Origin of the sequence: Chryseomicrobium aureum (assembly GCF_016909155.1) — a bacterium.
Lineage (GTDB): Bacteria > Bacillota > Bacilli > Bacillales_A > Planococcaceae > Chryseomicrobium > Chryseomicrobium aureum.
The window spans coordinates 40,607-63,943 of record NZ_JAFBFG010000006.1 but is presented as its reverse complement, the minus strand read 5'-3'; the positions used below and the strand labels follow the sequence as shown (position 1 = coordinate 63,943).

Sequence of the window (23,337 nt, the reverse complement as noted above, 5' to 3'; positions counted from 1 at the left end):
TGTTATCCCTCCTACTTATCCGATAAATCTAATGAAATACGTTTACTACCATTCCACCGGTATCTCATAACCGTGACAAAGTCTGCGTTTTTTGGACGAAGAAGATCTGCAATAGCCAGCGCTGGGACTGTATCATAATCTCCCCAAAGTGCTTGCGAATTCATGATGTAATTAAAACCAAGCTGTTCAACTACTTCAAACATGTCACGAATATTTTTTTCATCCACACCAGCAAATGCTTCATCTAAAGAGATTATATAAGGTGCAGATTCACTTGCTTCTTTGTAACGTGAGTAAGCTGCTGTAAAAAGTGGTATATACATTGCCATCGCTTTCTCTCCACCTGAGAATTGGAAGAAAGCATTATTTGTCAACTCTCGCTTTCTAGGCTCATTCGACCTTTTGAATGATAGAACAAAAGAGAACCACTTACGATAATCTAATACTTCTTTTAATACTTGATGCAAGGTAGAACCTTCATTACGAAGAGAAATCAACTCTTTTGCACGAATTATCCTTGACTGGAAGTGTTTCGTTATTTTAGCTAAATCTTCTTCGTGGAGGTATTTACTATCTCTTTCTAACAAACCAACGAGCTCTTTCGTATCTAACTCATCTTCTGATTCTGCTGTCTTAGGCTTCCACTGAATAGAAAATATCAATCCCGATGAATTGTCTCGTTCTGACATAATTTTGTCCATATCCTTTACCCAACCATGTGCTCGTTTAATGCGTCGGCGTAAGATGGAACCTATAGTGTTTAACATAATATCCTCGTACAATTTTCGATCTTGTTCATCTAAATGACGCTTCTGCTCCTGATAAAGTATTGTCAACTCATCTCGTAAAAATGATGGAGACACCTGAGCACCTTGATAGGATAACCGGATAGTTCTTTTATTTTTCAATCTAGAAAATAAATCTATGTAGACTTTGAAATCTTCAAACTGTGAATCCATCATCCAAACAGGGGTATCAGTCTCTTCGGTCATATCAATCAAACGGTATTCAGATAATAAGTGACTCTCTGAATAATAGGACTTGGTGAGTTGCTCTTGTACCTTAGATTTGTCCAAAGAAGTTAACAAGTTTTCGAAACGTTTTAAAGCGTTTAATGCTGTGTGTTCTTCTCCGATATGTTCTGATTGCTGATCCATCTCTTTTAAAACTAGTCGTTTCCATTCATTAGTGTAGTTGCTCCAAAACTCAACCTGTTTTAAGAGGGTAGTTTGCTTTTCCATTAGTTGTTTTCGTTCAGCACGCTCTTCTGGTAATTGATTTTGCAACCTATTTTGCTCTAATTTGTTTTCTTGAAGGCTTATTTGTACTTTGTTGATTTCACTACGAATCTCCTCTACTCCAGTAAGCATCAGTTGTTCTTCAATTCCTGAAATTTCTCTCATTAACATATCGCTTGCTTCTTTTAATTCAGCAAGCTCTCCACGACGATAGTCTATATCTTCTTCTATCTCTTCAAGCGTTGCTTGAAGAGAACTAAGAGTACTCTGATTACTCTTCCACTCCCAGTAAAGGCGTGCTAATCGGTTTACGTCCTGACTATACTGATCCATCACTTCTGTAATTTCATTCAAAACTGTTTCGTTCATCTGTAATCCATGCTCATTTGCAAATCGAGACATCGAAGGTTTTATTATATCCAATTTATATTGGATTTCTTTCCAATGACTGTCAATTGTATCGAGCACTCTTTGTTCTGTCTGTTTATTTTGCCCTAACTCTTGATAATGTTTATAGACCTCAAATAGAGAATGATCATCTGGAATTGAATTCTCCCACTCTAGGACATTTTCTTTTTCTTTTTCAATCTCATTCCATTTTAAAGTAAGCTGACTCTGCATTTCCTCTAGCTCTTGTACTTCTGAAGTCAATTGGTTAATTTGATTTTGTAGATACCGCTTTCTCGATGAGCGTCCTATGTACTTGGCTTCTCCCATATCAGGCGCATCACCTTTTAGAATTCCAACCGTGTAGGATCCATCACTATCTAAAGACAGACTTTGACCATCCGATTGTAGCGGGATAGAACGTAAAATATCATCAATATGAGCCGCTGCTAGTTCGTAACCTTCTTCTATATCTGGCTTTAAGTAATCTGCTAATGTCTGAACCATAAGAAATGGAGATGCATTTAATACAGCGTCCTGTTGGGGTACTAGCGCATCCGCAGAAATCAAACTATCAAGAATGCCTGTCTGTTTGAGTGCAGCTTCAATTCTGGCTCTTTCTGACATAGAAACATGTTCTTGAAAATCTACTAATTCATAAAAGGGATAGGCAACAACTTTTAGATTTTCCCTATAAGCGATAGTTCCTGCATAACGCTCCGGTTCAATCATTCTCTGATTTTTTAATTGGTAAATCGACTGAAGTAGCTTCTCTCTTTGCTCAGAGACTATACTTTGCTTACTTTCCACCTCAGACTGTCGTGTTCGTAATGTCACCTCATATTTAGTTAAGGCATTTCGTAGCGGTTCCATTACTTCTTCATAACGTTTGGTTTCATATAATTCATCGAGCAATCGCGAAACCTTTTGCTTTTGTTCATTTGTAAACTCAAGAACGGGATAATCTTGCATCCAGCTGAAAATGGCTGTTTCTAGTTTGGCTGTTTCTTCTTGAACCCATCGTTCATTTTGTTCTAATTGACGTTGAAGATGATCGACTTTCTGCTTTTGTTCAGAAGATTTTTCCTCCATTAACCTGTATTCTACAAGGGTCTGATTGTGTTGGTTGACTATTTTTATCGCTTCCTGAAGAATGTTTCTATATTCTTTAATACTTGTTAACCACACAGCAAAATCAAATTTTTCTTGATGCATCCGAATATAATCTTCTATATTGACTTGATGACCCTGGAAACGCCCCCCCTCTGCATCTAAATTCAATTGATATATTAAATCCGTCATGTCTCGGTTTAGATTATGGTCAACTAATAGCGTCTGATCCACTTGGACTGTTTTTTCACGATACTCTCTCTGCTTTTTTGAAAGTTTTGTTTCGTTTCTGTCAAAATCCTCTTCTTTTGCTTGACGCTGCTTTATCAAGTCTAATTTTTTCTTTTCAAGTGACCATACTTCATGTTTGGATAATTGTTCCTTCTGTTTCTCGAGAAGCTCAATCGCTTGTTCAACTTTCTTTAGTTCAATTTCCCCTTCTACTATAGTTTCATCCAACAACTCTTTTTTCCGTAATACTTCTTGAAGATTTTTTTCACTATTACTAAGAGCGATTTCGGATTCATTCCACTTCTCTGCACGTTCAGCTAATGTGTAGCGAATGTATGTATCATAATAATTCGATAGCCGATCAATTGATTGCGTCTGTTCAAACAGGGTCGTGAGCTGCTGTTGTACTTGATCCATTTGATCAATACTATCAGAAAGATGTTTAATTTCTTCATCAGTGAGTGGCGGGAGAGCAGATTCTAAAATTTCATAAATAACAGTTGGTTTAAATTCTTTAGAAAGTTTAGGTGCTCGAATTTGAATTAAAAGATTAATCAGGTCTTCATAGGCTTCAAGTGATTCGAATCCAAAGATGTAGCGATTTACCATTTCCATGTATTCACGTTGAGTGGTAACGACATGTCCCCCTGTTCCAACACGGTTGGTTAGCTCTTTTTCAGTAAAAGGAATACGTTCTCCTGCAATCTGTTGAGTCAGAAAGAAATCTTGCCCAATTCTACGTTGGTCTGTAAGAATAAAATACCAAGACTTCATTTGCTTATTGCGTTTCGCCTGCATCCCAATACCAGTTGTTATGTATTGACTTGTACTTTCTTTTACATACTCAAGAAATAGATAACCTGTGCGTTCTTCATGCCCTGTTACTTCTTTTTCCCCTAAAAGGTAGTCTTGCATCTTTCGCGCACGAGACCCGAATGGATCTAAGCGGTCCGGAGATTTACGACCATCTAGCAATACGGGAAGAAAGCTCTGCATAGTTACAGATTTGCCAGATCCATTGGCACCACGTAGTAATAATTTCCCATCCGCAAAATCAAAGGTCTCATCGTCGTAATACCAGAAATTCACGAGTCCAGCTCGATTCATTTTCCATTGCTCATTCATTATGGAACTCCTCCTACTCGATAAATTCTTTTGGATAACTTCCTGCTAATAGTCCTAGTAATGGCTGCAAATAGATAAGAGCTGGTTCCGTTTGCTTAGCCATCATCCAACTTTCCATCGTATAAATCATTTCTTTTCGTAATCCTTCAAGAGAAGTCTCGCGATACTCTTTGGACCAACCAAACCCTTGGTGCACTTTCAAATCAGCAAGCAGCCTTTCAAAATCACCCATAGTTAAAAGTAGCTCTCCTGTCTCTAATGGCGTAAAGTCTGAGCGGTTTTTTGCCAAATACATAGAAACTTGTAATACAATATCTGTGACAGCCTTTGCATCAGGAAAATAGTCATACCTATAGTCTGGATCAGCAGCAGTCAAAAGAGCAGTATTTTTAAACACTCGCAATTGATAGTGACTGTGCGCTTCTATATCTTCTTGCAAGTGGTTGCGGAATGTTCGGATATAAGCAAAATCTGGATCATCTAACGCTATCCTTTGTAAGTTTGGTGAAAAAAATAATTTCCGATAAACGCGTTTTCGTCTTTCATCTTCTTGTTGAGTACCCCACTCGGAAGCCAATACATCCTTCCAGTTAGAAAATGATGTCAAGTCTTCAGGAAAAGAGCGAATAAAATATTTACTATAGACCGTCGTCTCATACAGAACTTCCTGTTGTTGATCCGTATCGAATTGATGAAGCGCTCCATCTACAGTCACAAGTATTTTTAGAGTGGTCATTGCTTTCAGTGCACGGATTAGTGATTTTCGATGGGTATAAATGGTCCAGTCTATGGAGTCTTCACCGATAGAGTTATGTTGGATTTCTTCCGTTAACTCGGATAGTAAAAACTGCTCTCCAACCGTTTTTCCTTCGAGAAATGCCATTGCTGAACAGAACAGGGTATAATCACGAGTTTCTTGAAACTCACTCATTCCCATCCAAGGTTCTGGCTCGACCGGAATCTTTTCTAGTTTAATGAAATGTTGATGCACAATCAGGAGTAGACCAAATTTATCATCTAAATAGCGTCGAACCACCTTTTCACGTTCTCGGATTCGACGGTAGGCATCTGGATTTGTAGTGCGCAAAATCCAAAAATGATGTAGTAACAGTTCAAGTGCTTCCTTTGCCTGCTCATCGAATTCCACTTTCACTTCCAACTCGCTCACCTCTTTTCTCAAAAATGACATTTGGCATCCTCAATGTTCCGTCCTCAGAACTTAATTCAATCCACTCTTTTTCTTCTATTTGCATATGAAGTGTAAAGCCATAATCTGTTTTGACAAGTCTTTCCTCATTCGTTACCGCTTTTGCAATCCAGTTTAAGCAAACTTTTCTTATAAAGGGTTCTACTAAATCCAGTTCAGAAAGTCGTAACTGATGTTCTTTAAATAAACGTGTAATTAGCACATGCTCCATCTCTTGCTCTGCCAGGTGTTCCTCCATCAGCGCTTTCTTCTTTTCTTGGTTCACTATCATAGCATTAGGACGTGTCTTTTCACGATACTCTCGGATACGAGGGCGGATTGGCAAAATGAGTGGCTCTTCATCCCAAATATCAACATAAATATTCTCTGTTGTCGCTTCTTCCATCTTGATATGTCTAATAGTCATGGCACCGAATACAACGGCAGATAACTTATGGGCCTCATTAAGTGTCCCCACTTCATAGAACATGTGCGCCAAATGCGAATAATCTTTCTTCCGGCTATGTTGGCTGTGATGTCGCTCCGTCATACGCTGAACAGAGCGCGTGATTCTTCTAATCATTTCATTTGTTTGAATCTGTAACATCTCCAGCTCACTTTTTTGAGATTCTGCCCCTATAAACCATGCTCTCACTACGGACCATGTATCGTGATACTCTTGATGCCACTCCGTTTCTTGGTTGTGCGCTAGCGCCTCTAACCTTGGAACCTGCTTTTGATGAAGGACCAACTCATCAAAAAATGGGGCAATCCGTTGATGATTCATTTCTAATAAATAATCTGCTATTTGTAAAGAAGTCTTCTGCAAGGAAACAATAAAATCACGCAAATAGACCGTAAATTGATTTTTATATACTAAGAATGCTTCACTTTGCATACGTTGATCCGTTTGTTCACTATTAATATAAGCAATATAATCAGCTGTATTGCTTCGAACTTTTTGGAAATATTGAAGAATATCTCCCCATAAAATCATACTGGATTCCGTCGATTGAAAATCCTGCTTTTCCAGCACATGATGAAGTTGTTGAACCCCTTCAAGTAAACGATCAAATAAAGACTTTTCTAAAGATCCTCCGAATGTTTCCCCACTTTTCTTTTCAAGAGTAGCAACCATACGCTCTATTTCAATAGTGTAAGGCGTGGGCTGATATCGGAATCGTTTCTTTTTATACTCTTCAATAGTCTTGGCATTCGTCATGTCCTGGCGTGCGCTTAAATTTCCCCATTTCACAAGTTGAGCTAATTGAGACATTAATTGCTCTTCTTCATAATATGCGTAGTGAGGAATAGACCGAAAATACTCTAATACTTCTTCAGTAGCAATAAAATCACGCATTCGCTCATGTTGAATATAAAAATAGCGCAGAATCGTTCGATATTCTGCGGCATTATCAGCGGTCAAATAACTAGCTTCAATAAGCTTTTTCATAGGAGGTAACATTGATTTCTCCAATCTAGTTTGTAGTACTAATAGTCTCACAAACTTTTGATACTAATTCTTTTAGAAAAAACACCATAATTAAAAAGGCGTCTCATTCTATTTTTTTGACCCCAGGGGTTGCCATCTGAACCAGAAACATCGTCCTATCCATGTATCAATGGGAGTTTACTTGACTTTTGATACAACCCCAGGGGTCAAAAACTTATAAAACTATCTCTACGCCACGTCCCGCTTCGTAAACGTCACAAACGAAGCAGCAAGGAACACGACAAGGTAAATCACAAGCATTGTTACTGAAAAACCAAGCGTCATCCCATCAATGAGTGGTGTGCCACCATCTGCGTATTGACCAAGATCTGTATTCGCGAACAATACGAACTTCGCCCAGTCAAAGCGAGACAAGAACAACATCAAAGCGCCATTCGACAACAACAAGAACAACGAAATCCCAATGGCCATTCCACTACTGCGGAAGAGCGTTGAAATCATAAACGCAAGTGTCGTCATCATCACAAGCGACACCATACTGAATCCGTATTCCTGCCAGATCGCCGTCATGTAGTTCATGACCAGATACTCACCTGACATCGTTGGAATGACAGAAGTTTGCGTGATATCATTGATTCCAAACAGCACTGCACCGACAAGTACTGAGCTGACAAACAATGTCACAAGTAAAATTCCTGTAAAAATAAACACAGATACATATTTCGCAAGCAAAATCTTTGAACGCTGAATTGGACGAATTAACAACAGCTTGATTGTGCCCCATTTGAACTCGTTCGAGACAATTCCAGCTGCCGTCACAATCGCAAATAGGCTGACAATCATCATCATAAACGTATTGTCATATGTGAACGCCCACGCATCATATGGCTTGGGTTGGATGTCTTCTGCGAGTGCTACATTGTTCTGTTCAATGCGCATCTGTTGTGTGAAGCCGCCAAAGTCTCCCGCCTCTGCAATCTCTGCTTCCAGTGCTGCGTTTTCTTCAGTTAGTTCTGTACGCCAGTCACTCGAATACTCTTTTTTATCCCATTCATCTAAAAATGAATTTGTCAAAATACCGCTTCCGACCACTAGCAAGAAAACTAATCCCACCATTACCCACGCCGATTTGCGTCCAAAAATCTTTACTTGCTCGTTCCAGACGAGCTTGAAAAAGTTACCCAATGACATTCTCTCCAATCAAATCGAAGAACTTGTCTTCGAGGGATGCTTGTTTCTGCTCTACGCTATACACCGCAACATCTTTCGCCGCCAGTGCCTTCACCAGTACGGGAATCGTCTCCCGTGTTGTGGAGAACGTCAGTGTATTGCCTTCAGCCACTACTTCTCCTGCCACGTGTCCTTTGACTATTTGAAGCGCACCTTGGACAGGTTCCACTTCCAACTGGACAATCAAGCCTGTCGCTTCGGTTGCTTTTGTCTGCACCATTTCAATCGCTACAAGCTCCCCGTTTTTGATGATCCCAATCCGGTCACACATCAATTCGATCTCACTCAGCATGTGACTCGACACGATGACGGCCACGTTCGCTTCTTGCGCAAGTTTTCGTAAGTAAAGGCGGATTTCTCGGATACCGGAAGGATCCAACCCGTTCGTCGGCTCATCCAAAATCAGAATCGACGGATTATGTAATAACGCTTGAGCAATTCCAAGTCGCTGACGCATCCCAAGGGAATAACGTCCAGCCTTTTCATGAATCGCCTTCTCTAACCCAACAAGCGCGACTACTTCTTGGATACGCTCTTCTGTAATACCTTCCATCATGCGGGCATACTGCTTCAGGTTTTTCCATCCACTTAAGAACGGATACATCTCTGGGTTCTCTACAATCGCCCCAACATGACGCACGGCCCCTTTAAAATCTTTGCGGATACTCTTTCCTTCAATCACTACGTCGCCTTCTGTAATGCCAATCAAGCCTACCATCATTCGAATCGTCGTTGTTTTCCCGGCACCATTTGGCCCCAAGAATCCAAAAACTTCACCGCTACGAATTTGGAAGTTTAGACCTTTGATGATTTCCTTTTTACCAATGGTCTTTTTCAGATTCACGATGTCCATCACTACTGTTTGTTCGTTCACGACCTCACTCCTTTATATGTACTCCCTCCTTAGGTACGTATGAATTGGAAATTTGTTTCAAGTTTTGAACAGTTTTTTGGGAAATGTTCAGAAAGTGGTCTGATTTCCTTAAATCTATCGGTATACTAAAAGCAACATGGCACTCAGATTCACTTATCCACATGTGCATAGAAATTCTCAAGTTTGCTTATCCACAGAATTAGAAGGAAGTATGGCTTGAAAAGTTATACACAAGTTAAGCATTCAAAAAGCCGCTCTTCTAGTTAACGAAGAACGGCTTTACTAATTAGTTTTATTACTGCAAGCTTCTCGCAGCTTGAACATCTTTATAAATTGTATACGCCACAGTTCCTAGAAATATCACGATTCCAAAACCAAGTGGTAAGTCTAACCAAAACTTTGCAATTCCAAGAATCGTTACTACTAGTAACAATAATTTCAAGCTTGCTAGATAATGTGGATTCAAAATGAAAAATCTCCCTTTTTCAGCATTTGACTTCAAAAAATCCCATGGCTATCTACTACTAACTAAAGCATTTTTCAAGTCTTCGTCCCCATTCTCTTCGATGAACCGCTTCACTGAATATCCAGCACTATTTATTATTTCCACATCTGGACCTAACTCTAGACAAGAGAGAAGTAATTCATTTGTTTCATTAGAACGTACTTTAAAGGCCTCATAACACATAGTAAAAAATGCTGAATTCCCATATTTTTTATCTTGTAAATCTAAGTCGACATTTAGCTCGATCAGTCTATGGGCTAGTTGTACCGCATGTCTATCCTCAAAGTGCGCTGCTATGTAATGCAGTTCATTACACCCATCTTTTGAAACGTTATTGACTAGAGCCCCTTGATCTACTAGCACATCTGCAATCTCAAATTTTCTACTAATCAAAGACTGTTGTAGCAAACTAATCCCCCGGTCATCCACAAGATTCATTACCTCACTGACAGTTTTCTTATCTGCTCGCAATTTCTCTTGAAAGTCTTCTAAAGAACCAAACCTAATTGTCACCCAATAATCTCTTATCACAGTTTTCACCTGCTCGTTTCTTCTCATTGAAATCTATAGTTCTTCCTTAACTAGCTCTAAAAGAAATTCTCCAAAACCATCAGCAATCCACTCTGGCTCAAACTCATTTTCACCTAATTCTATAGAAACCACCTTTGGTTCATTAAATTCATTGAGGTCCTGAAAATCTAAACAATAGACTTCTCCATCCCCTAGCTCGTAAATCACTAGATACGACTCTGGTAGATTTACTTGCTTGCGAAGCGATAAGGTATACCATACTGCGTCTGGAATTGAAGAATTCTCAAAGTCCTCTCCAAGTACTCCAAATATCTCCTCTGAACCAAAACTTCCCGCACCAAATGTCTGCAAAAAATCTAAATAAGAGCCTGAAAACTTTAGATTCAGAAGTTTTTCAGCCTTACGAATAAGCTCATCTGGTTGACCACCCTCAAAATCAGCCTCATCTTCATTTTTTAAGATTAATTTTTTTGCTTTCTTATAGTCTTTCTCGCTCATTGTAATGTCCTCCCTTACAGAGAATGATCAATTATTTTATTTATGATTAATTATACTTCTTATTGTCAATTAATAGTAGGACAACCACATCTTCAAATTGTCTTGACCCCTTCTCTCGCAACAACTCGACTTTTCAATTCGGAAAAAATTTGGTATACTTCATTCAACATTTAAGAATCGAGGTGTCTTTGTGAGTGTCTAACAGGTTTTAACTCAGGAAATGAAGTAACGGTGCATCCCATCCAAACAGCTCTGTTTGAAAGGTTTGTTTGCTATGGACTGCATATATTTCCCTGGAGAAGATACCTGATGGCTTCACAAAGCACGTATTTGGACAAGGTGCCCTGCGGTTTATTTTGCATACCTGTCTGTGCCTAGAAGCTGCGGGAACATCCGCAGCTTTTTTCTATGGTCTTTCTTATACGTACCGGCGAATCCGGATCGGGTGTCTTCCGAACAAGAAACGGAGGAATCATCCCATGGATTTTATTACCCTTGAAAAACTACAATATAACGAATTGAAGAACCAGGTACAGGCTCATTGTGTGAGCGGTCTTGGAAAACACCTTCTTGAAAAATTGGAACCTAGCACTAATCTTCAAATTGTTCAGACGCGATTGAATGAGACGACAGAAGGCCGTACCTTGCTCGATGCAGAAGGACATATCCCCTTTACTGGCATCACAAATATCGAGGCTACGATTAAGAGTTTGGAGAAGGGACAGATTCTGCATACAACGGAACTGCTTGCTCTTTCGGACTTCCTAAGAGGTTGCCGTCGATTAAAGCAGTTTATGGAAGGACACACGTTCTTGGCACCTCTACTCGCCTCCTATGCCGGCTCGATGACCGAGCTCAAAGGACTCGAAGAAGAAATTAATCAGGCGATCACGGGGTCACGTGTCGATTCTCGGGCAAGTCGAGAACTACGCCGCATCCGACAGGCCATCGAGGCAACGGAAGAAAAAATCAAAGGTCGCTTAAACAAGTTCTTGAACTCTGCTGGTAACAAGACCTACATCCAAGAATTCTTTATCACTAAAAAAGACGACCGTTTCACTATTCCAATCAAAGCGTCTTATAAAAACCAAGTACCCGGTTCTGTCATAGAAGTTTCAGCAAAAGGGGCCACTGTCTTTATTGAGCCACAAACCATCGCCAAGCTGAACGAACAACTGACTGTCTTGAAAACGGAAGAGGCGATTGAGGAATACCAGATTCTTGCGACGTTGACGGGAATGGCACTTGAACAGCTGCACCCGCTTCAGATTAACCTAGAACTAGTCAGTCATTATGACATGGTGTTCGCCAAAGCCAAATACAGCAAACAGATTAGTGGGAGCGCACCATCATTGAACGAGCATGGATACATTCGACTTGTTGAAGCCACCCATCCGTTGTTACCTTCAGATGCCGTTCCACTGAATTTTGAAGTGGGAGATACTTACCGTAGCTTGGTCATTACAGGACCCAATGCTGGCGGAAAGACCTTGGTACTGAAAACGATTGGTCTGTTGACTCTGGCCACTATGTCCGGGTTCCACATTCATGCCAAACCCGGGACAGAAATCGCCGTCTTCGACCAGATCTTTGCGGACATTGGTGACAATCAAAGCCTAGAGAATGCGCTCAGCACCTTTTCATCGCATATGAAGCATTTGTCAGAGATTCTAGCACGCTCTAAGAACAACACTCTTTTGCTGTTCGATGAGATTGGCAGCGGAACTGAGCCGAACGAAGGCGCAGCGCTCGCCATTTCTATCCTTGAGGAATTCTATCTGAAGGGCTGTATCACGGTGGCGACTACACACTATGGCGAAATCAAACGGTTTTCCGAACAGCATAGTGATTTTATGAACGCGGCCATGCAGTTCAACCCAGACACACTCGAACCGCAATACAAACTGCTGATTGGGACTTCCGGTGATAGCAACGCCCTCTGGATCTCACGAAAAATGAACATTCCCGAGCATGTCGTGGTGCGGGCGAAAGCCTACATCGATAGCAAATCCTATACATTTGAACGTGTTCATACGGACCGAATCAAAAAACCAGCAGCGCCTGTTCAAGCTCCTACTGAACTGTATCCGTTTGAACGAGGAGACCGTGTGATACTAACAGATCGGCAAGAGACCGCTCTGATTTATGAAGGACCCGATTCTTACGGCAATCTGACTGTCTTTTACGAGGATGAGTTTTTGACGGTTCATGCCCGTCGTGTTTCACTCGACATCCCAGCCAAAGACTTGTATCCAGAAGGCTATGACATCGACGCATTGTTCGTTGACTACAAAACGAGGAAGCGGGAACATGACATCACGCGTGGCTCAAAGAAAGCCTTGCGCCAACTTCAAAAAGAGATGCGCAACCCCTCTTCTGATTAAGGCGAAGCTGGGACAAAATCAAAAAGGGAGTTTCTCGTTAGTTGAGAAACTCCCTTTTGTATGAGGTAGTGTATGTTAACAAGCCCTAACTTGGAGCGCCATCTTATTTCAAATATACCAACAACATGCTACTTCAAAAAATCCAACGCCACTTTCTGTTCGTCTTTTTCGGTAACCTGCAAAACAAATGCACGGCGGTCTTCAATCGTCGGAAGCTCTCTAAAATACGTTTGCACACTTTTAGTTAAAAACGCACTGTCATAGTCCGCATCATCATTCACACGCACAAGTTCACTATAGAAACGCAGATCTCGGTAATCCTCCAGCTGCGTTTTCACAGCCTGCCATTTGGTTACGCGCGGCATCAGCTTGGGCCGCTTGATTACCGTCATCTCACTCTTCAATTGCATCAAAAAGCTCTCCACTTCGGAGATGCATTCATCGAGCTTCGCGTAATTATACGATTCCAAGTTCGGCAAAATCTGATCTTGATAGCGCATATAGCGGGTCTCCCGATACTCCATCTTCCCGAGCTCACTTTTCTTCTTCAATTTGTTCAAATGCCATTCATTCTTTTTATCATTCAGGTCAGACAATATCCCGACCAGTGATGGCACCATAGCGGCTGCCGCTTTTAATTTATCTGGATTTTTCCTGGCGAATTCCATCCCCTTGATACCAAGGTCTTTTACGATTTCTAATGGGATTTTGGGCAATGTCTTGTCCTCCAAACAGTAACGAGTTTCTCTTTTCACTATACCGCTCTCTCTCCTATATAGAAAGAATCTAGATCCCACCTAGTTCTTTTAATCTCGGCTCACCTGTGAAAGCACTTGTTTATGATAGTATTGCAAATAATGCCAAGTGCGTAGGGAAAGAAGGAAACAACTAACATGAGCCTATTTCAAAAACTAACGGGTTTATTCACTACACAAAAAACACCTTCTGGCACGGTCATCCCCAAGAATGCTTGTTACTTCTGTAAAAAGAAGTCGCGTGACATGCGAACGTATCGGAACGAAGCCAATCAGACAATCAAGGTTTGTCGGTTGTGTGTGGAGTTGCGGAGCGGCGGGGGTTTGGGAGAGACTACTGACCGCTTTTCTTTAAGACGCATACCATCTAGTAGCAAGAAGATCCGCTCGAAAGAAAGATAGAATGTACCTGTATTGGACACCATTCTGCTTTCGTGCAGACACCATTCGAGGCTTTGCCGAAGAATTGTGGCTGGTTAGAAAGTGTGGGAGAATTGTGGCTGACACAGGTATGTGGGTTGAGTGGGGAAAACCAATCAGGCTTCTTCTAACCAACGAGCTTCTAGTTCTTCTTTTGCCTTTGTCCATCTCGCATTTCGCTCTCGCTCCATAGCTTTGAATAATCTCTTATTCTGATGGTCTTCAACCTTCCAAGACTGAATTGCTGCTCGAAGTTCTCCAAACTTGAGAAGATACGTATGAATCTCTTCAGAATAAATACCATCTCGCCCTTCCAGTAACCTATATTGATAATACGCCTCCACCACTTCGTCTAACTCTTCGAGTAAATAACGCGGACTCGGGTACCCATATATGAACCCTTCATATAAGCGCACAATGTAATTTTTTGCCCACTTTATATAATCCAACCGAATCATTTCATAGTCATTCACATAGGGATGATCACAATCATCTGCAGGATGTTCCCATTCCTCATAGCAATCCGTTGAACAAAACAATACCCCTTCGCTATTCACACGTCGCTCGATAGTAGGTTTTTTGCGGCAAACTTTACAACGTTTCATAGTCATCCCCTGCTCTTATCATTCACCACTTCGCCCTTAACTTTGTCCCCTTTTAAATCAGTAATCCTTTAATTTTCCCCTTCAATATCTCTTTTCTCGCCTCATAAAACTCCTCAAAGTTTTCAAATTCAAGCGATGAATTAGGATTAATCATAGCTTGTTTAATGAAATCTTCTTTTTGATCTTGGTTCATGTCATTATAGTAATCAACTAAACGCATTGCATTCTTACTGCCATTGCTTCTGCCTTCAAGTAGATGTAGATTTGGTAGTCGATTTCTCATCCCTCGCCACCTGCGCCAATCATCCATTTGAACTGAAACTGGTTTACTATCACTGAAACGCGTGTCAGGGTGAAGATGATCTTGCTCATATTTAAAGTTGCGATTCGTCCAGTCTAATCCTAAATAATAAAGTACTTCTCCTGCTACTCTACTACCTTTTTCCGAGTTCAAAATATCTTCAATCTTACCTTCCGTTACTCGAAGATCATTAATTTGGTCCAACATCTCAATTGTAATTTCATAATCATAATTATTAATATTACTTTTCATCTGTTGAAGCTTACCTGTTGTGCCAGATTGAAAGTATGTAAAGAAAATTGCTCTTATTAAGTACGCTCTAATACTAGCTGTATTTTTCTTATAATCAGGAGAGTAGTATATATAATAAACAATTGGCAGTAAAACGTTCCAACTAGAAGCAAAGCGACTTACATCTATTTTCATTTCTTTCAATAACTCTTCTAAATTTAATAGAGCCATTTTAAAGCCCGTCCAATCATTCTTCAAATCTTCTGCGATTTTTTTATTAATATTTGATTTTACAACATCGCCATAAAGCATTAGTGCAGCACGTATAATAAAATCAGAACCAAATCCTGTATATGCTCCTACAAGTATTTTTCCAAACTCCGACTTTGCACTTGGCCAGTACGCCTCTAAGATTGACATTGTAATCTCAGATTTTTTAAGAGCCTTTCCCCCACTATTAAATCTGACAAACATTTCAAGAGCATCATCTTGTTTCATATCTCTAATTTCTGTATAACGAATAAGTTTTTCAGTATATATTTTGTGATATAACTTGTTTAAAATGTTTCGTGCATATTCTTTGCTATTGGAAGGTACATTTGAAATCTCATCTTCTATTGCCTGCTCTCTAGTCTCATTATTTTGAAAACGACTTTGTAAAATTGTACGTATTTCAAATTGAGTAGGGCTTAGACGACCTACTTTTTCACTAAAACGAATATCAAATTTCTTGCTATTATATTCTTCCTCATCTACAGCAATTTTATTTTGATCTAGTTCAATCAATAGTTTTGTATAAGTCAAACTTCCAGTACTTCTACGAGCGTAATTTGGCCGAATAGTAGATTCACCGAATAAAGACAAAAACAATGAGGTGAGTCTTTGTTGTCCATCTAGTACAGCTGTATCAGAAGTTCTCACATCAATACTAGTCAACTCGTAATTCATCGTATCTGCTTGTTTCCTACTATCAAATGTGACCTTTGATAGGAAATTACAGAAATAGGTGTCCCATGAAACATTAGAATCGTCAACATGCCAAAATAAGAATGTAGCTATTGGATAATCTAATAAAATAGAATCCCATAACTTTTCTATTTGTTCAGTACCCCATACAAATTGTCTTTGAAAAGCAGGCATAACATACTTTCCACTTTCAATATTAGTCAATGCTTGAAAAATGGTAATACTATCATCATTTAACCGACTCATACTTCATTCCCCCATGTTTATCTTTAAATCTCTATTTTATATGACTATATCTCCACTATAACCAAATACTAACAACACAGCATCATTTATTTACAGAATTATCTTAATATGTACAGATGCTACTAGTATAATGAAAGCAATAACCATATATGAAATGAGGACATACAATGCCAATCTACAACAAGCTTATCCGAGATCGCATCCTAGAAATCATCGAAAAAGACGGTAAGACTTATGATATGGAGATGCTATCTAAAGAACGTCATGAAGAAGAGATTAAAGCGAAGCTAACAGAAGAAGTGCAGGAGTATCAGTCAACTCAAAACAACCATGATGCACTAGAAGAACTCGCAGATATTCTGGAGTTGGTTCATGCTGCTCTTCCCCTACATAATGCAACATACGAACAGTTGGAAGAAGTACGCGTGAAGAAGAAAGAAAAACGTGGCGGGTTTGATAAAGGGATTTATTTGATCGAGGTGCATGATGACTGAGATTCGGTTCATCACACAAAATCTAGTTTCAAATTTGGAACAGCAATTAGAACAAGCTACGACTGTCTACTGGATTACTGCATTTGCAATGAAATCCGGTGTGGACCTGGTACTTCCTAGTTTAGTAGATGCCGCAAAGCGTGGAGCAGACATTAAACTTTTAGTAGGCGATTATTTATCCATTACGCAGCCAGAAGCTTTGCGACGGTTAATTGACGCAGTGCCAGAAGCAGAAGTACGCATTTATCAGAGTCATGGACTCTCCTTTCACCCAAAAGCGTACTTGTTCCGAAATACTACAGAGAATACATTGATCGTTGGATCTTCCAACCTTTCAAAATCTGCGCTGACAAACGGAATTGAATGGAGCCTTTTTGTGCCAACACCACTTGAAGAACCACTCTTTGAAGAAGCTGCAACTGAGTTTATGCGTCTGTTTTATCACCCTCAAACTCTACCTGTGAATTCTGAAACTCTTCTTTTATATGAAACTAAGTACAACGAAAACAATAAGGCTATGCCACTCAGTTCTCTCTGGGCAAAGCACGATGAGATTGAAGTGATGTTTGGAACAGACGGGACAGATTATGAGCCTATCTTGATTGAAACGAACGAAATTTATTCAACAGATGTCACTCCCCGTCCAGCACAGGAATTGGCGTTGAAAGCTCTGGAGGAGTCAATGGAGGAAGAGTACGATAAGGCTCTTGCCGTTATGGCGACGGGTTTAGGCAAGACGTATCTTGCAGCTTTTTTCGCGGAACGTTTCAAACGTGTTCTCTTCGTCGCACATAGAGAAGAAATTTTGTATCAAGCACGTGACTCTTTCCAACATGTTCATAATTCGAAGAAGTCCGGACTTTACAACGCAACACACAAAGACATAGACGTAGATTTCTTATTTGCATCGGTGTCAACACTTAGCCAAGAACACCATCTAGCTAAGTTCCAGTCCGAAGAATTTGATTTGATTGTTGTTGATGAGTTCCACCACGCGACAGCCCCAAGTTATATGCGCATCATCAATCATTTCAAACCTAGATTTTTATTAGGCATCACTGCCACACCTCACCGATTAGACAATAGTGATGTATTCGGGATTTGTGATGGGAATGTCGCTATTACCATTAACTTCTTAGATGCCATTCAAAAACAATGGCTGGCCCCTTTTAAGTATTATGGAGTTTATGACGATACGGATTATAGTCAATTACGTTGGGTTGGAACTGGCTATGCGGAGGAAGATCTTGCTCGAGTTCAGCTCCGTGAGTCGATGGCAGAAATGATTTTCTCAGAGTGGCAATCAAAAAAGCAGACGCGTACAATCGGGTTCTGTTCTTCCGTTCGCCAAGCACAGTTTTTAGCAAACTACTTCAAACAACAAGGAATTCATGCGATTAGTCTAGATGCCAAGTCGGACCCAGATGTACGGAAAAGTGCGCGACAAAAGTTAAACGATGGAGAGCTCGAAATTATCTTTACTGTAGACCTTTTCAATGAAGGGGTAGATATCCCAAAGGTAGATACACTTCTATTTGTTCGGCCTACCGAATCTCTTGCAGTATTTACCCAGCAGATTGGACGAGGCCTGCGACTGGCAGATGGGAAAGATCACTGCGTAATCATAGATTTGATAGGGAACTATCGCAATGCGGATTTGAAATGGCGTGTATTTAATCCAGAACAGCCTATTGGCACTGGAGTGACTAAAATCGCTGATACGCTACCGATGGATTGTGAGATTCACTTAGATACTCAAGTAGTAGATCTTGTAAAACATATGATTCGGAAATACCGAAAGCCAAAAGATGTCCTACTATCTCATTACTACGAATTGAAAGCGGATCTCGGTCGCCGTCCAACCTATCTTGAATTTCATTTGCAAACACCTGTGGATACTCTATCAATTAGAAGAGAATTTGGTTCCTATTTTAACTTAATACAAGAAGCTGGCGATTTAAGTACTCATGAAGAGCGAATCTTGAGAGACTACCAAGCTTGGTTGGTTGAAGTAGAAGAGACTAGTATGACTAAGAGCTATAAAATGACTCTTCTTCACTGTATGCTGCAGCGAGGCCCATCTGAATGGTATAAACCAATCTTAGCTGAAGAAGTAGCCCAATGCTTTTACGAATTTCTTTGGGGGAAGAAATACCGACGTGATATCGATTTCACACTTGCCCAGCAAATTAAATTTTCACAGTTTGAGCAACAGAAAGTCGCTAAGCATATCGAAGACAACCCAATGAAGTTTTGGAGTGGCAAAGTTGATGGCTTAGTGAGATTTGAAAACAAAGAGTTCTGGTTTGATTTTGATGTAGCAGCTGAGGATCAAGCGATTTTATTTCAGTGGACTAAGGAGATTTGTGAGTTTCGGTTGCATTGTTACTTTGAGAGGAAGGCAAAAAGATTAAATTAGACTAATAATGCCCTTTCTACTATTCGCTAAATACATTCTTAAAAAACAATGAAGATTTAATATAGTTACGATACTTGTTATTTGAGAGGATGCTAGAGTCTATTAATTAGTAAGAAGAAGCTAAACTTCTAAAAGAAGTTTGGCTTTTGGTCTTGGGCTTGAAATGATTACTGAAACCAATGAGCGAAAAACTCCGTAAACAAGTTATACATTCAATATAGAAAGGAGCCCCAAAATGTCCGGAGCTTTAATCAATCTTCTATTGATCATCCCCCTCCTCATCCTAGCCGTCTACCTCTCCCAAGGCAAAGGCGCTTTTCTGATTGCGGGTTACAACACGGTGCCGAAAGAGGAAAAAGCGAAGTATGATGAGGTCGCGCTATGCAAATTTATGGGAAAAGTACTGTACGGGATCTGCTTCAGTTTGGTACTGCTCTCTCTAAGTGAATGGCTAGAGATTCCCGCACTGCTATGGATTGGTATTGCGTTGATGATAGGACTGATTGTTTTTACGCTTGTGTATTCAAATACGGGGAATCGTTTCCGTCAGCAGTAGATCCAGCTCAGTTGCGAGCTGGATTTTTATTTACCGTAAAGTAAATTGGAAATATAAAGAATTAAAGTTTACTTTACTTTTTGATAAGTTTACTTTATTATTGAAAATAAGAGGTGAAGCAAATGAAAAATGAGGTGGGCGATTCGATTGCCAATAAGGTTTATGAACACCGGGTTCTTGCCAAACTGACGCAGGCGGAGCTCGGAAAGGCCGTTGGGGTATCGAAGCAGACGATTTTTGTCATGGAGAAAGGCAATTATGTGCCGTCGCTGCTCTTGGCTTTCCGGATTGCTGATTTTTTCAAGGTGGAAATCGGGGATATTTTTACGTATGTAAAGGGGATGGATGAAAAATGAGGATAGATCACGTAGGGGCATTTGTTTTTTCTCCGCTGATGGACTGGGCCGAGCAATCGAATGCGAATTTCAATATGGTACTGATGGCGAGCTTAGGGCTTTTACTTTTGGGAGCCGCACTCATCACGGTTTACTATTACCGGATCGGGAAGCCTGATGAGCGGACGAATCAAATTTATTTGAAGAGCACGTTCGTTTTGCTAGGCGCGGTAATTCTAGGAGATTTTATTCTGCCAAAAGAAGAAATGTGGACGATTTTCTTTGTACTCAAGTATGGGGTGGCATTTGTCGCTACTGGTGTATACTTGGCGATGCAATATAAGCGGGAGTTTGCGGGGTAATCTAAAAAAACATGTTGGATATGTAGACTTGTCATGAATAACCCTTATAGTCTTGGTATTTTCTCCAACTATAGACGAGTATTTCATAGGTTACATTTTTGTATCACCTTCATGTATAACGTTTTTCGTAACAATCGGAGGGAATCTATAATGTGTACCACAAATTAAGGGATTGGAGGAATCGTACATGGCAAATCGAAAGGGTGATCAGAAAATCCGTCGTGAAGAAGCTGAACGCAATGTCGGCGAGGACACTTCGTACAATCCTGATCAAATCATTCACGAGGAGCTTGACGAAAAAGGCGGCCAGATTAGTTCTTCAAGCCACTCCACTAACCATTCATCAGACGATGTGACATGGAGCAAAGAGAATGCTGCTCGTAAAGGTAAAAAACCTGACCAAAGCGGCATCAACACCTCCGGCTCGTAATTCAATAGATACATGGGAGAAGGCGTTGGTGCCTTCTCTTTTTAATTATTTAAAGCCTTGTCAATCACGTCAGCCTCTTTACGGAGTCGCATGTAATAGATGAGCCAGACGATACCCGAAGTCTTGGCCCTGTTACGTGTAAGTGCATTGATAATTTGATTTTTCTTTAAATGCGGATAGGGATTTTTTTAATATAGTCATTTTCATTCAAATGACTGTATTGAATCGGTTTATTGGGATTTGCGGTGGACCACTAGCTCGCCTTGGTGCCTTATAAAAATAGATGGATTAATTTGGATTTTATTGGTAGGATTAACTATACATAAATTGGATGAGGTGAAGACATGAACGAAAAGCTACTGCTGGCACTATTCATGGTAGCCACTGCTATCATGATGTCGATAGTCATTGAGAATTGGATTGCTGTCGCCTGTTATTGGATTTTGAGTGCAATGACCATATTTTATATTTTTACAGAAACTGAAGAGAAGTCTTCAAAAGACAGTCAGTAAAAAGCTGCGTACGCTATGTACACACCTTTTTTAACTATTCAAACTGTATGTATAATAATCCTGCGCATGGTGAACTTTAAATCCTACAGATTCATATAACCACAGAGCATGCGCGTTTGTCGCTTCGACCTCTAAATGGACCGAGTATCCTGCTTCACTTTGGTCTTTCACAATCCTGCGAAGGACATTGCGGCCGATTCCTTTTCCTTGGTGTTCAGGTAAAATTGCAAACCCGTAGATCCACGCTTGGCCTTCCTCTCGCTTCACGCGCACTTTCCCAACCGGCTCTCCTTCCACATCAATCATCCACAAATCTGTGTCCGGTTCCGCGGTGATGCGTCCTTCTGTTGCGAGTGAATCTTCCCGTGTTAGTCCAAATGCTTTGATATCCAGTTGCACACGAAGTTCTCTATCTCTGTCTTCCGCAGGTCGCAGTGTAAACCCTGTTGCTTCCGGTAATTCCACTGGCTGCCACTGCATTTGATGTTCAGTGAACGAGTAGATAGCTCCTTTCTTTTGCAAGAATGCTTTTGCTGCTTCAGAAGAAGCTGGTGCATTCATTAAGACTTTTGTGAATCCTAGTTTCGATACGGTCAACATTGCTTCATCAAACAGGCGTGTAAAATGACCCGCACGACGAGACCTCGGCCTTACCATCCCCGTGACTTCGACAGTAGACCCAAAACCATAGAGCCCAAGAAAGGCTACGAGTTCGTCGTTTTCATAGTGGAGAAAATCATACTCATTGGATTCTCTATCTTCGAGCATCTCCCAGTTCAGTTTCATCTCAAGGTGGTCATGAGCCTCCACTACTTTTTGCAACGTCTTGATGGCTTTTAATTCTTCCAGCGTTCTCATGGTGTGTCCCCCCTTACTCGCTGCACTCTTACTAATTCTTGCAAAACACTGTTTTCACGTTCGATATAAAAATTCTTGAACGGGTCAATGGGATCGAAGGTGGTACCAAGCCCCTTTTTCGATTCGGTCGGGGTGCGTTTGGATGGCCTGTCCTGCGAGTTCTCGAATCACGAAATCTGTATACCCGGTTTCTTCTAGCAGCTCTCGTGCAAGTGCCTGCTTGTCACTCTCTCCTGCCTCCACACCTCCCCCAGGAAACTTGTAGTCTCCGCGGTTCGATTTCATCATAAGTAAGTTCTGACCACTTCAGATGATTGCGCGAACACCGGTGCGGGAAATCACTTTTACATTTGCCGGAATAGGATCTCCCAACGTAATTTCAAATTTAGTAGTAGTTTTCATAGTTGCATTCCTTCCCTATGACCTGGTCTCAAGTTCCCCGTGGAACAACTAGTCATTTAAATTGGCTGGTTGTAAATTAATGATTTTCACGAGTTGTTCGTTCATTTCCTGGGCAGATGCTTCGAAACCATGTTGATACCAGTGCAAAATCATCCCGATGATCGCATTCGCTTGATAGGCACAATACAAATCTCGTTGAATCTCGGGCTGATTCCAGGAAGTCGCATGGTCATTTAAAAATAAGGTCCGTACTTCATCAAACAGCAGGTAGTAATACAAAAGAGGCACTCGTTTAGACAATACAATTGCATAAAAAGATTCGTAGTTCTTGATGTGATGAAAAATACGGATAGTAGACGGATCTAATTCTGACGTTTTCAATACAGACACATGGCGGTACGGCTCTTCATAGGATTTTGCGAGGTCCGCTGTGATTTCCCGGAAGTATTCCTCGAACACATCATTGATTTCTTGGTAATGAAGATAAAACGTTCCGCGGTTAATCTTGGCTTGTTGGCAAAGTTCTGTGATGGTAATTTTTTCGAGCGGCTTTGTTTTTAACAATGCAACTAGTCCTGCATGCAAAGCATCTTTTGTTTTGAGAACACGTAGATCCGTTTTCATTTTTTGTTCACTTCCTCCTCGACACATTTATGCGTTTTGTTCATTAGTAAACAGATATCTATTTTTTGA

General features: G+C 40.5%; 22 protein-coding genes. 8 read left to right on the top strand and 14 right to left on the bottom strand.

The genetic code is table 11. The features are described from left to right. Positions 1–11 precede the first annotated feature (11 nt). The 8 genes from JOD03_RS06530 to JOD03_RS06495 all read right to left on the bottom strand — a co-directional run bounded on the left by JOD03_RS06530 (position 12) and on the right by JOD03_RS06495 (position 10,368). Positions 12–4,091, bottom strand: coding sequence for a TIGR02680 family protein (locus JOD03_RS06530; RefSeq protein WP_204590037.1), 4,080 nt, complete (start codon positions 4,089–4,091; stop codon positions 12–14). A gap of 13 nt (positions 4,092–4,104) precedes the next feature. Further along, positions 4,105–5,244 carry a TIGR02678 family protein gene (locus JOD03_RS06525; RefSeq protein WP_338032443.1) on the bottom strand — a complete coding sequence of 380 codons (1,140 nt, stop codon included), beginning with the start codon at positions 5,242–5,244 and terminating at the stop codon, positions 4,105–4,107. Then, positions 5,225–6,742: a TIGR02677 family protein gene (locus JOD03_RS06520; protein WP_204590036.1), complete on the bottom strand. Its 1,518-nt coding sequence runs from the start codon at positions 6,740–6,742 to the stop codon at positions 5,225–5,227. The genes JOD03_RS06525 and JOD03_RS06520 overlap by 20 nt, the downstream gene beginning before the upstream one ends. 216 nt (positions 6,743–6,958) lie before the next feature. After that, positions 6,959–7,915, bottom strand: a complete 957-nt coding sequence (locus JOD03_RS06515) for an ABC transporter permease (protein ID WP_239584867.1) — start codon at positions 7,913–7,915, stop codon at positions 6,959–6,961. Next, a complete protein-coding gene (locus JOD03_RS06510) occupies positions 7,908–8,813 on the bottom strand; it encodes an ABC transporter ATP-binding protein (RefSeq protein ID WP_204590084.1) in 906 nt (301 codons plus the stop codon). The genes JOD03_RS06515 and JOD03_RS06510 overlap by 8 nt, the downstream gene beginning before the upstream one ends. A 316-nt stretch (positions 8,814–9,129) precedes the next feature. Beyond that, complete coding sequence (locus tag JOD03_RS06505; RefSeq protein ID WP_204590034.1) at positions 9,130–9,300, bottom strand: hypothetical protein; 171 nt, start codon at positions 9,298–9,300, stop codon at positions 9,130–9,132. Between the two features lie 48 nt (positions 9,301–9,348). Next, complete coding sequence (locus JOD03_RS06500) at positions 9,349–9,852, bottom strand: ankyrin repeat domain-containing protein (RefSeq protein WP_338032442.1); 504 nt, start codon at positions 9,850–9,852, stop codon at positions 9,349–9,351. Positions 9,853–9,903: 51 nt separating this feature from the next. Next, entirely contained in the window at positions 9,904–10,368 is a 465-nt protein-coding gene (locus JOD03_RS06495) for an SMI1/KNR4 family protein (protein WP_204590032.1), read from the bottom strand. A gap of 479 nt (positions 10,369–10,847) precedes the next feature. On the opposite strand from JOD03_RS06495, the gene JOD03_RS06490 reads away from it, so the two are divergent. After that, positions 10,848–12,752 (top strand): endonuclease MutS2, encoded by a 1,905-nt coding sequence (locus JOD03_RS06490; protein ID WP_204590031.1) that lies wholly within the window; start codon positions 10,848–10,850, stop codon positions 12,750–12,752. A gap of 128 nt (positions 12,753–12,880) precedes the next feature. Here JOD03_RS06490 and JOD03_RS06485 read toward each other — a convergent pair whose 3' ends face one another. From JOD03_RS06485 to JOD03_RS06475, 3 genes are all read right to left on the bottom strand, one after another. Continuing rightward, positions 12,881–13,468 (bottom strand): hypothetical protein, encoded by a 588-nt coding sequence (locus tag JOD03_RS06485; protein ID WP_204590030.1) that lies wholly within the window; start codon positions 13,466–13,468, stop codon positions 12,881–12,883. Positions 13,469–14,043: 575 nt separating this feature from the next. Further along, positions 14,044–14,532 (bottom strand): hypothetical protein, encoded by a 489-nt coding sequence (locus JOD03_RS06480; RefSeq protein ID WP_204590029.1) that lies wholly within the window; start codon positions 14,530–14,532, stop codon positions 14,044–14,046. A 52-nt stretch (positions 14,533–14,584) separates the two neighbouring features. Continuing rightward, entirely contained in the window at positions 14,585–16,276 is a 1,692-nt protein-coding gene (locus tag JOD03_RS06475; RefSeq protein WP_204590028.1) for a DUF262 domain-containing protein, read from the bottom strand. Positions 16,277–16,443: 167 nt separating this feature from the next. On the opposite strand from JOD03_RS06475, the gene JOD03_RS06470 reads away from it, so the two are divergent. The 7 genes from JOD03_RS06470 (at position 16,444) to JOD03_RS06440 (ending at position 21,384) form a co-directional block, all read left to right on the top strand. Then, complete coding sequence (locus tag JOD03_RS06470; RefSeq protein WP_204590027.1) at positions 16,444–16,770, top strand: nucleoside triphosphate pyrophosphohydrolase; 327 nt, start codon at positions 16,444–16,446, stop codon at positions 16,768–16,770. Then, positions 16,763–19,189: a DEAD/DEAH box helicase family protein gene (locus JOD03_RS06465; protein WP_204590026.1), complete on the top strand. Its 2,427-nt coding sequence runs from the start codon at positions 16,763–16,765 to the stop codon at positions 19,187–19,189. The genes JOD03_RS06470 and JOD03_RS06465 overlap by 8 nt, the downstream gene beginning before the upstream one ends. Positions 19,190–19,424: 235 nt before the next feature. Further along, complete coding sequence (locus tag JOD03_RS06460; protein ID WP_204590025.1) at positions 19,425–19,745, top strand: DUF3784 domain-containing protein; 321 nt, start codon at positions 19,425–19,427, stop codon at positions 19,743–19,745. Between the two features lie 122 nt (positions 19,746–19,867). Further along, on the top strand, positions 19,868–20,101 hold the full coding sequence (locus JOD03_RS06455) for a helix-turn-helix transcriptional regulator (protein ID WP_204590024.1): 234 nt from the start codon (positions 19,868–19,870) through the stop codon (positions 20,099–20,101). Then, positions 20,098–20,442 (top strand): DUF2178 domain-containing protein, encoded by a 345-nt coding sequence (locus JOD03_RS06450; protein ID WP_204590023.1) that lies wholly within the window; start codon positions 20,098–20,100, stop codon positions 20,440–20,442. The genes JOD03_RS06455 and JOD03_RS06450 overlap by 4 nt, the downstream gene beginning before the upstream one ends. Before the next feature lie 187 nt (positions 20,443–20,629). Next, a complete protein-coding gene (locus tag JOD03_RS06445) occupies positions 20,630–20,872 on the top strand; it encodes a hypothetical protein (protein WP_204590022.1) in 243 nt (80 codons plus the stop codon). Positions 20,873–21,216: 344 nt separating this feature from the next. Continuing rightward, entirely contained in the window at positions 21,217–21,384 is a 168-nt protein-coding gene (locus JOD03_RS06440) for a hypothetical protein (protein ID WP_204590021.1), read from the top strand. A gap of 30 nt (positions 21,385–21,414) precedes the next feature. On the opposite strand, the gene JOD03_RS06435 is transcribed toward JOD03_RS06440, so the two are convergent. The 3 genes from JOD03_RS06435 to JOD03_RS06425 all read right to left on the bottom strand — a co-directional run bounded on the left by JOD03_RS06435 (position 21,415) and on the right by JOD03_RS06425 (position 23,268). Beyond that, positions 21,415–22,242 (bottom strand): GNAT family N-acetyltransferase, encoded by an 828-nt coding sequence (locus tag JOD03_RS06435; RefSeq protein WP_204590020.1) that lies wholly within the window; start codon positions 22,240–22,242, stop codon positions 21,415–21,417. A gap of 84 nt (positions 22,243–22,326) precedes the next feature. Beyond that, complete coding sequence (locus JOD03_RS06430; RefSeq protein ID WP_204590019.1) at positions 22,327–22,530, bottom strand: NUDIX domain-containing protein; 204 nt, start codon at positions 22,528–22,530, stop codon at positions 22,327–22,329. A gap of 162 nt (positions 22,531–22,692) precedes the next feature. Next, a complete protein-coding gene (locus tag JOD03_RS06425) occupies positions 22,693–23,268 on the bottom strand; it encodes a TetR/AcrR family transcriptional regulator (protein ID WP_204590018.1) in 576 nt (191 codons plus the stop codon). Between the last annotated feature and the right edge of the window lie 69 nt (positions 23,269–23,337).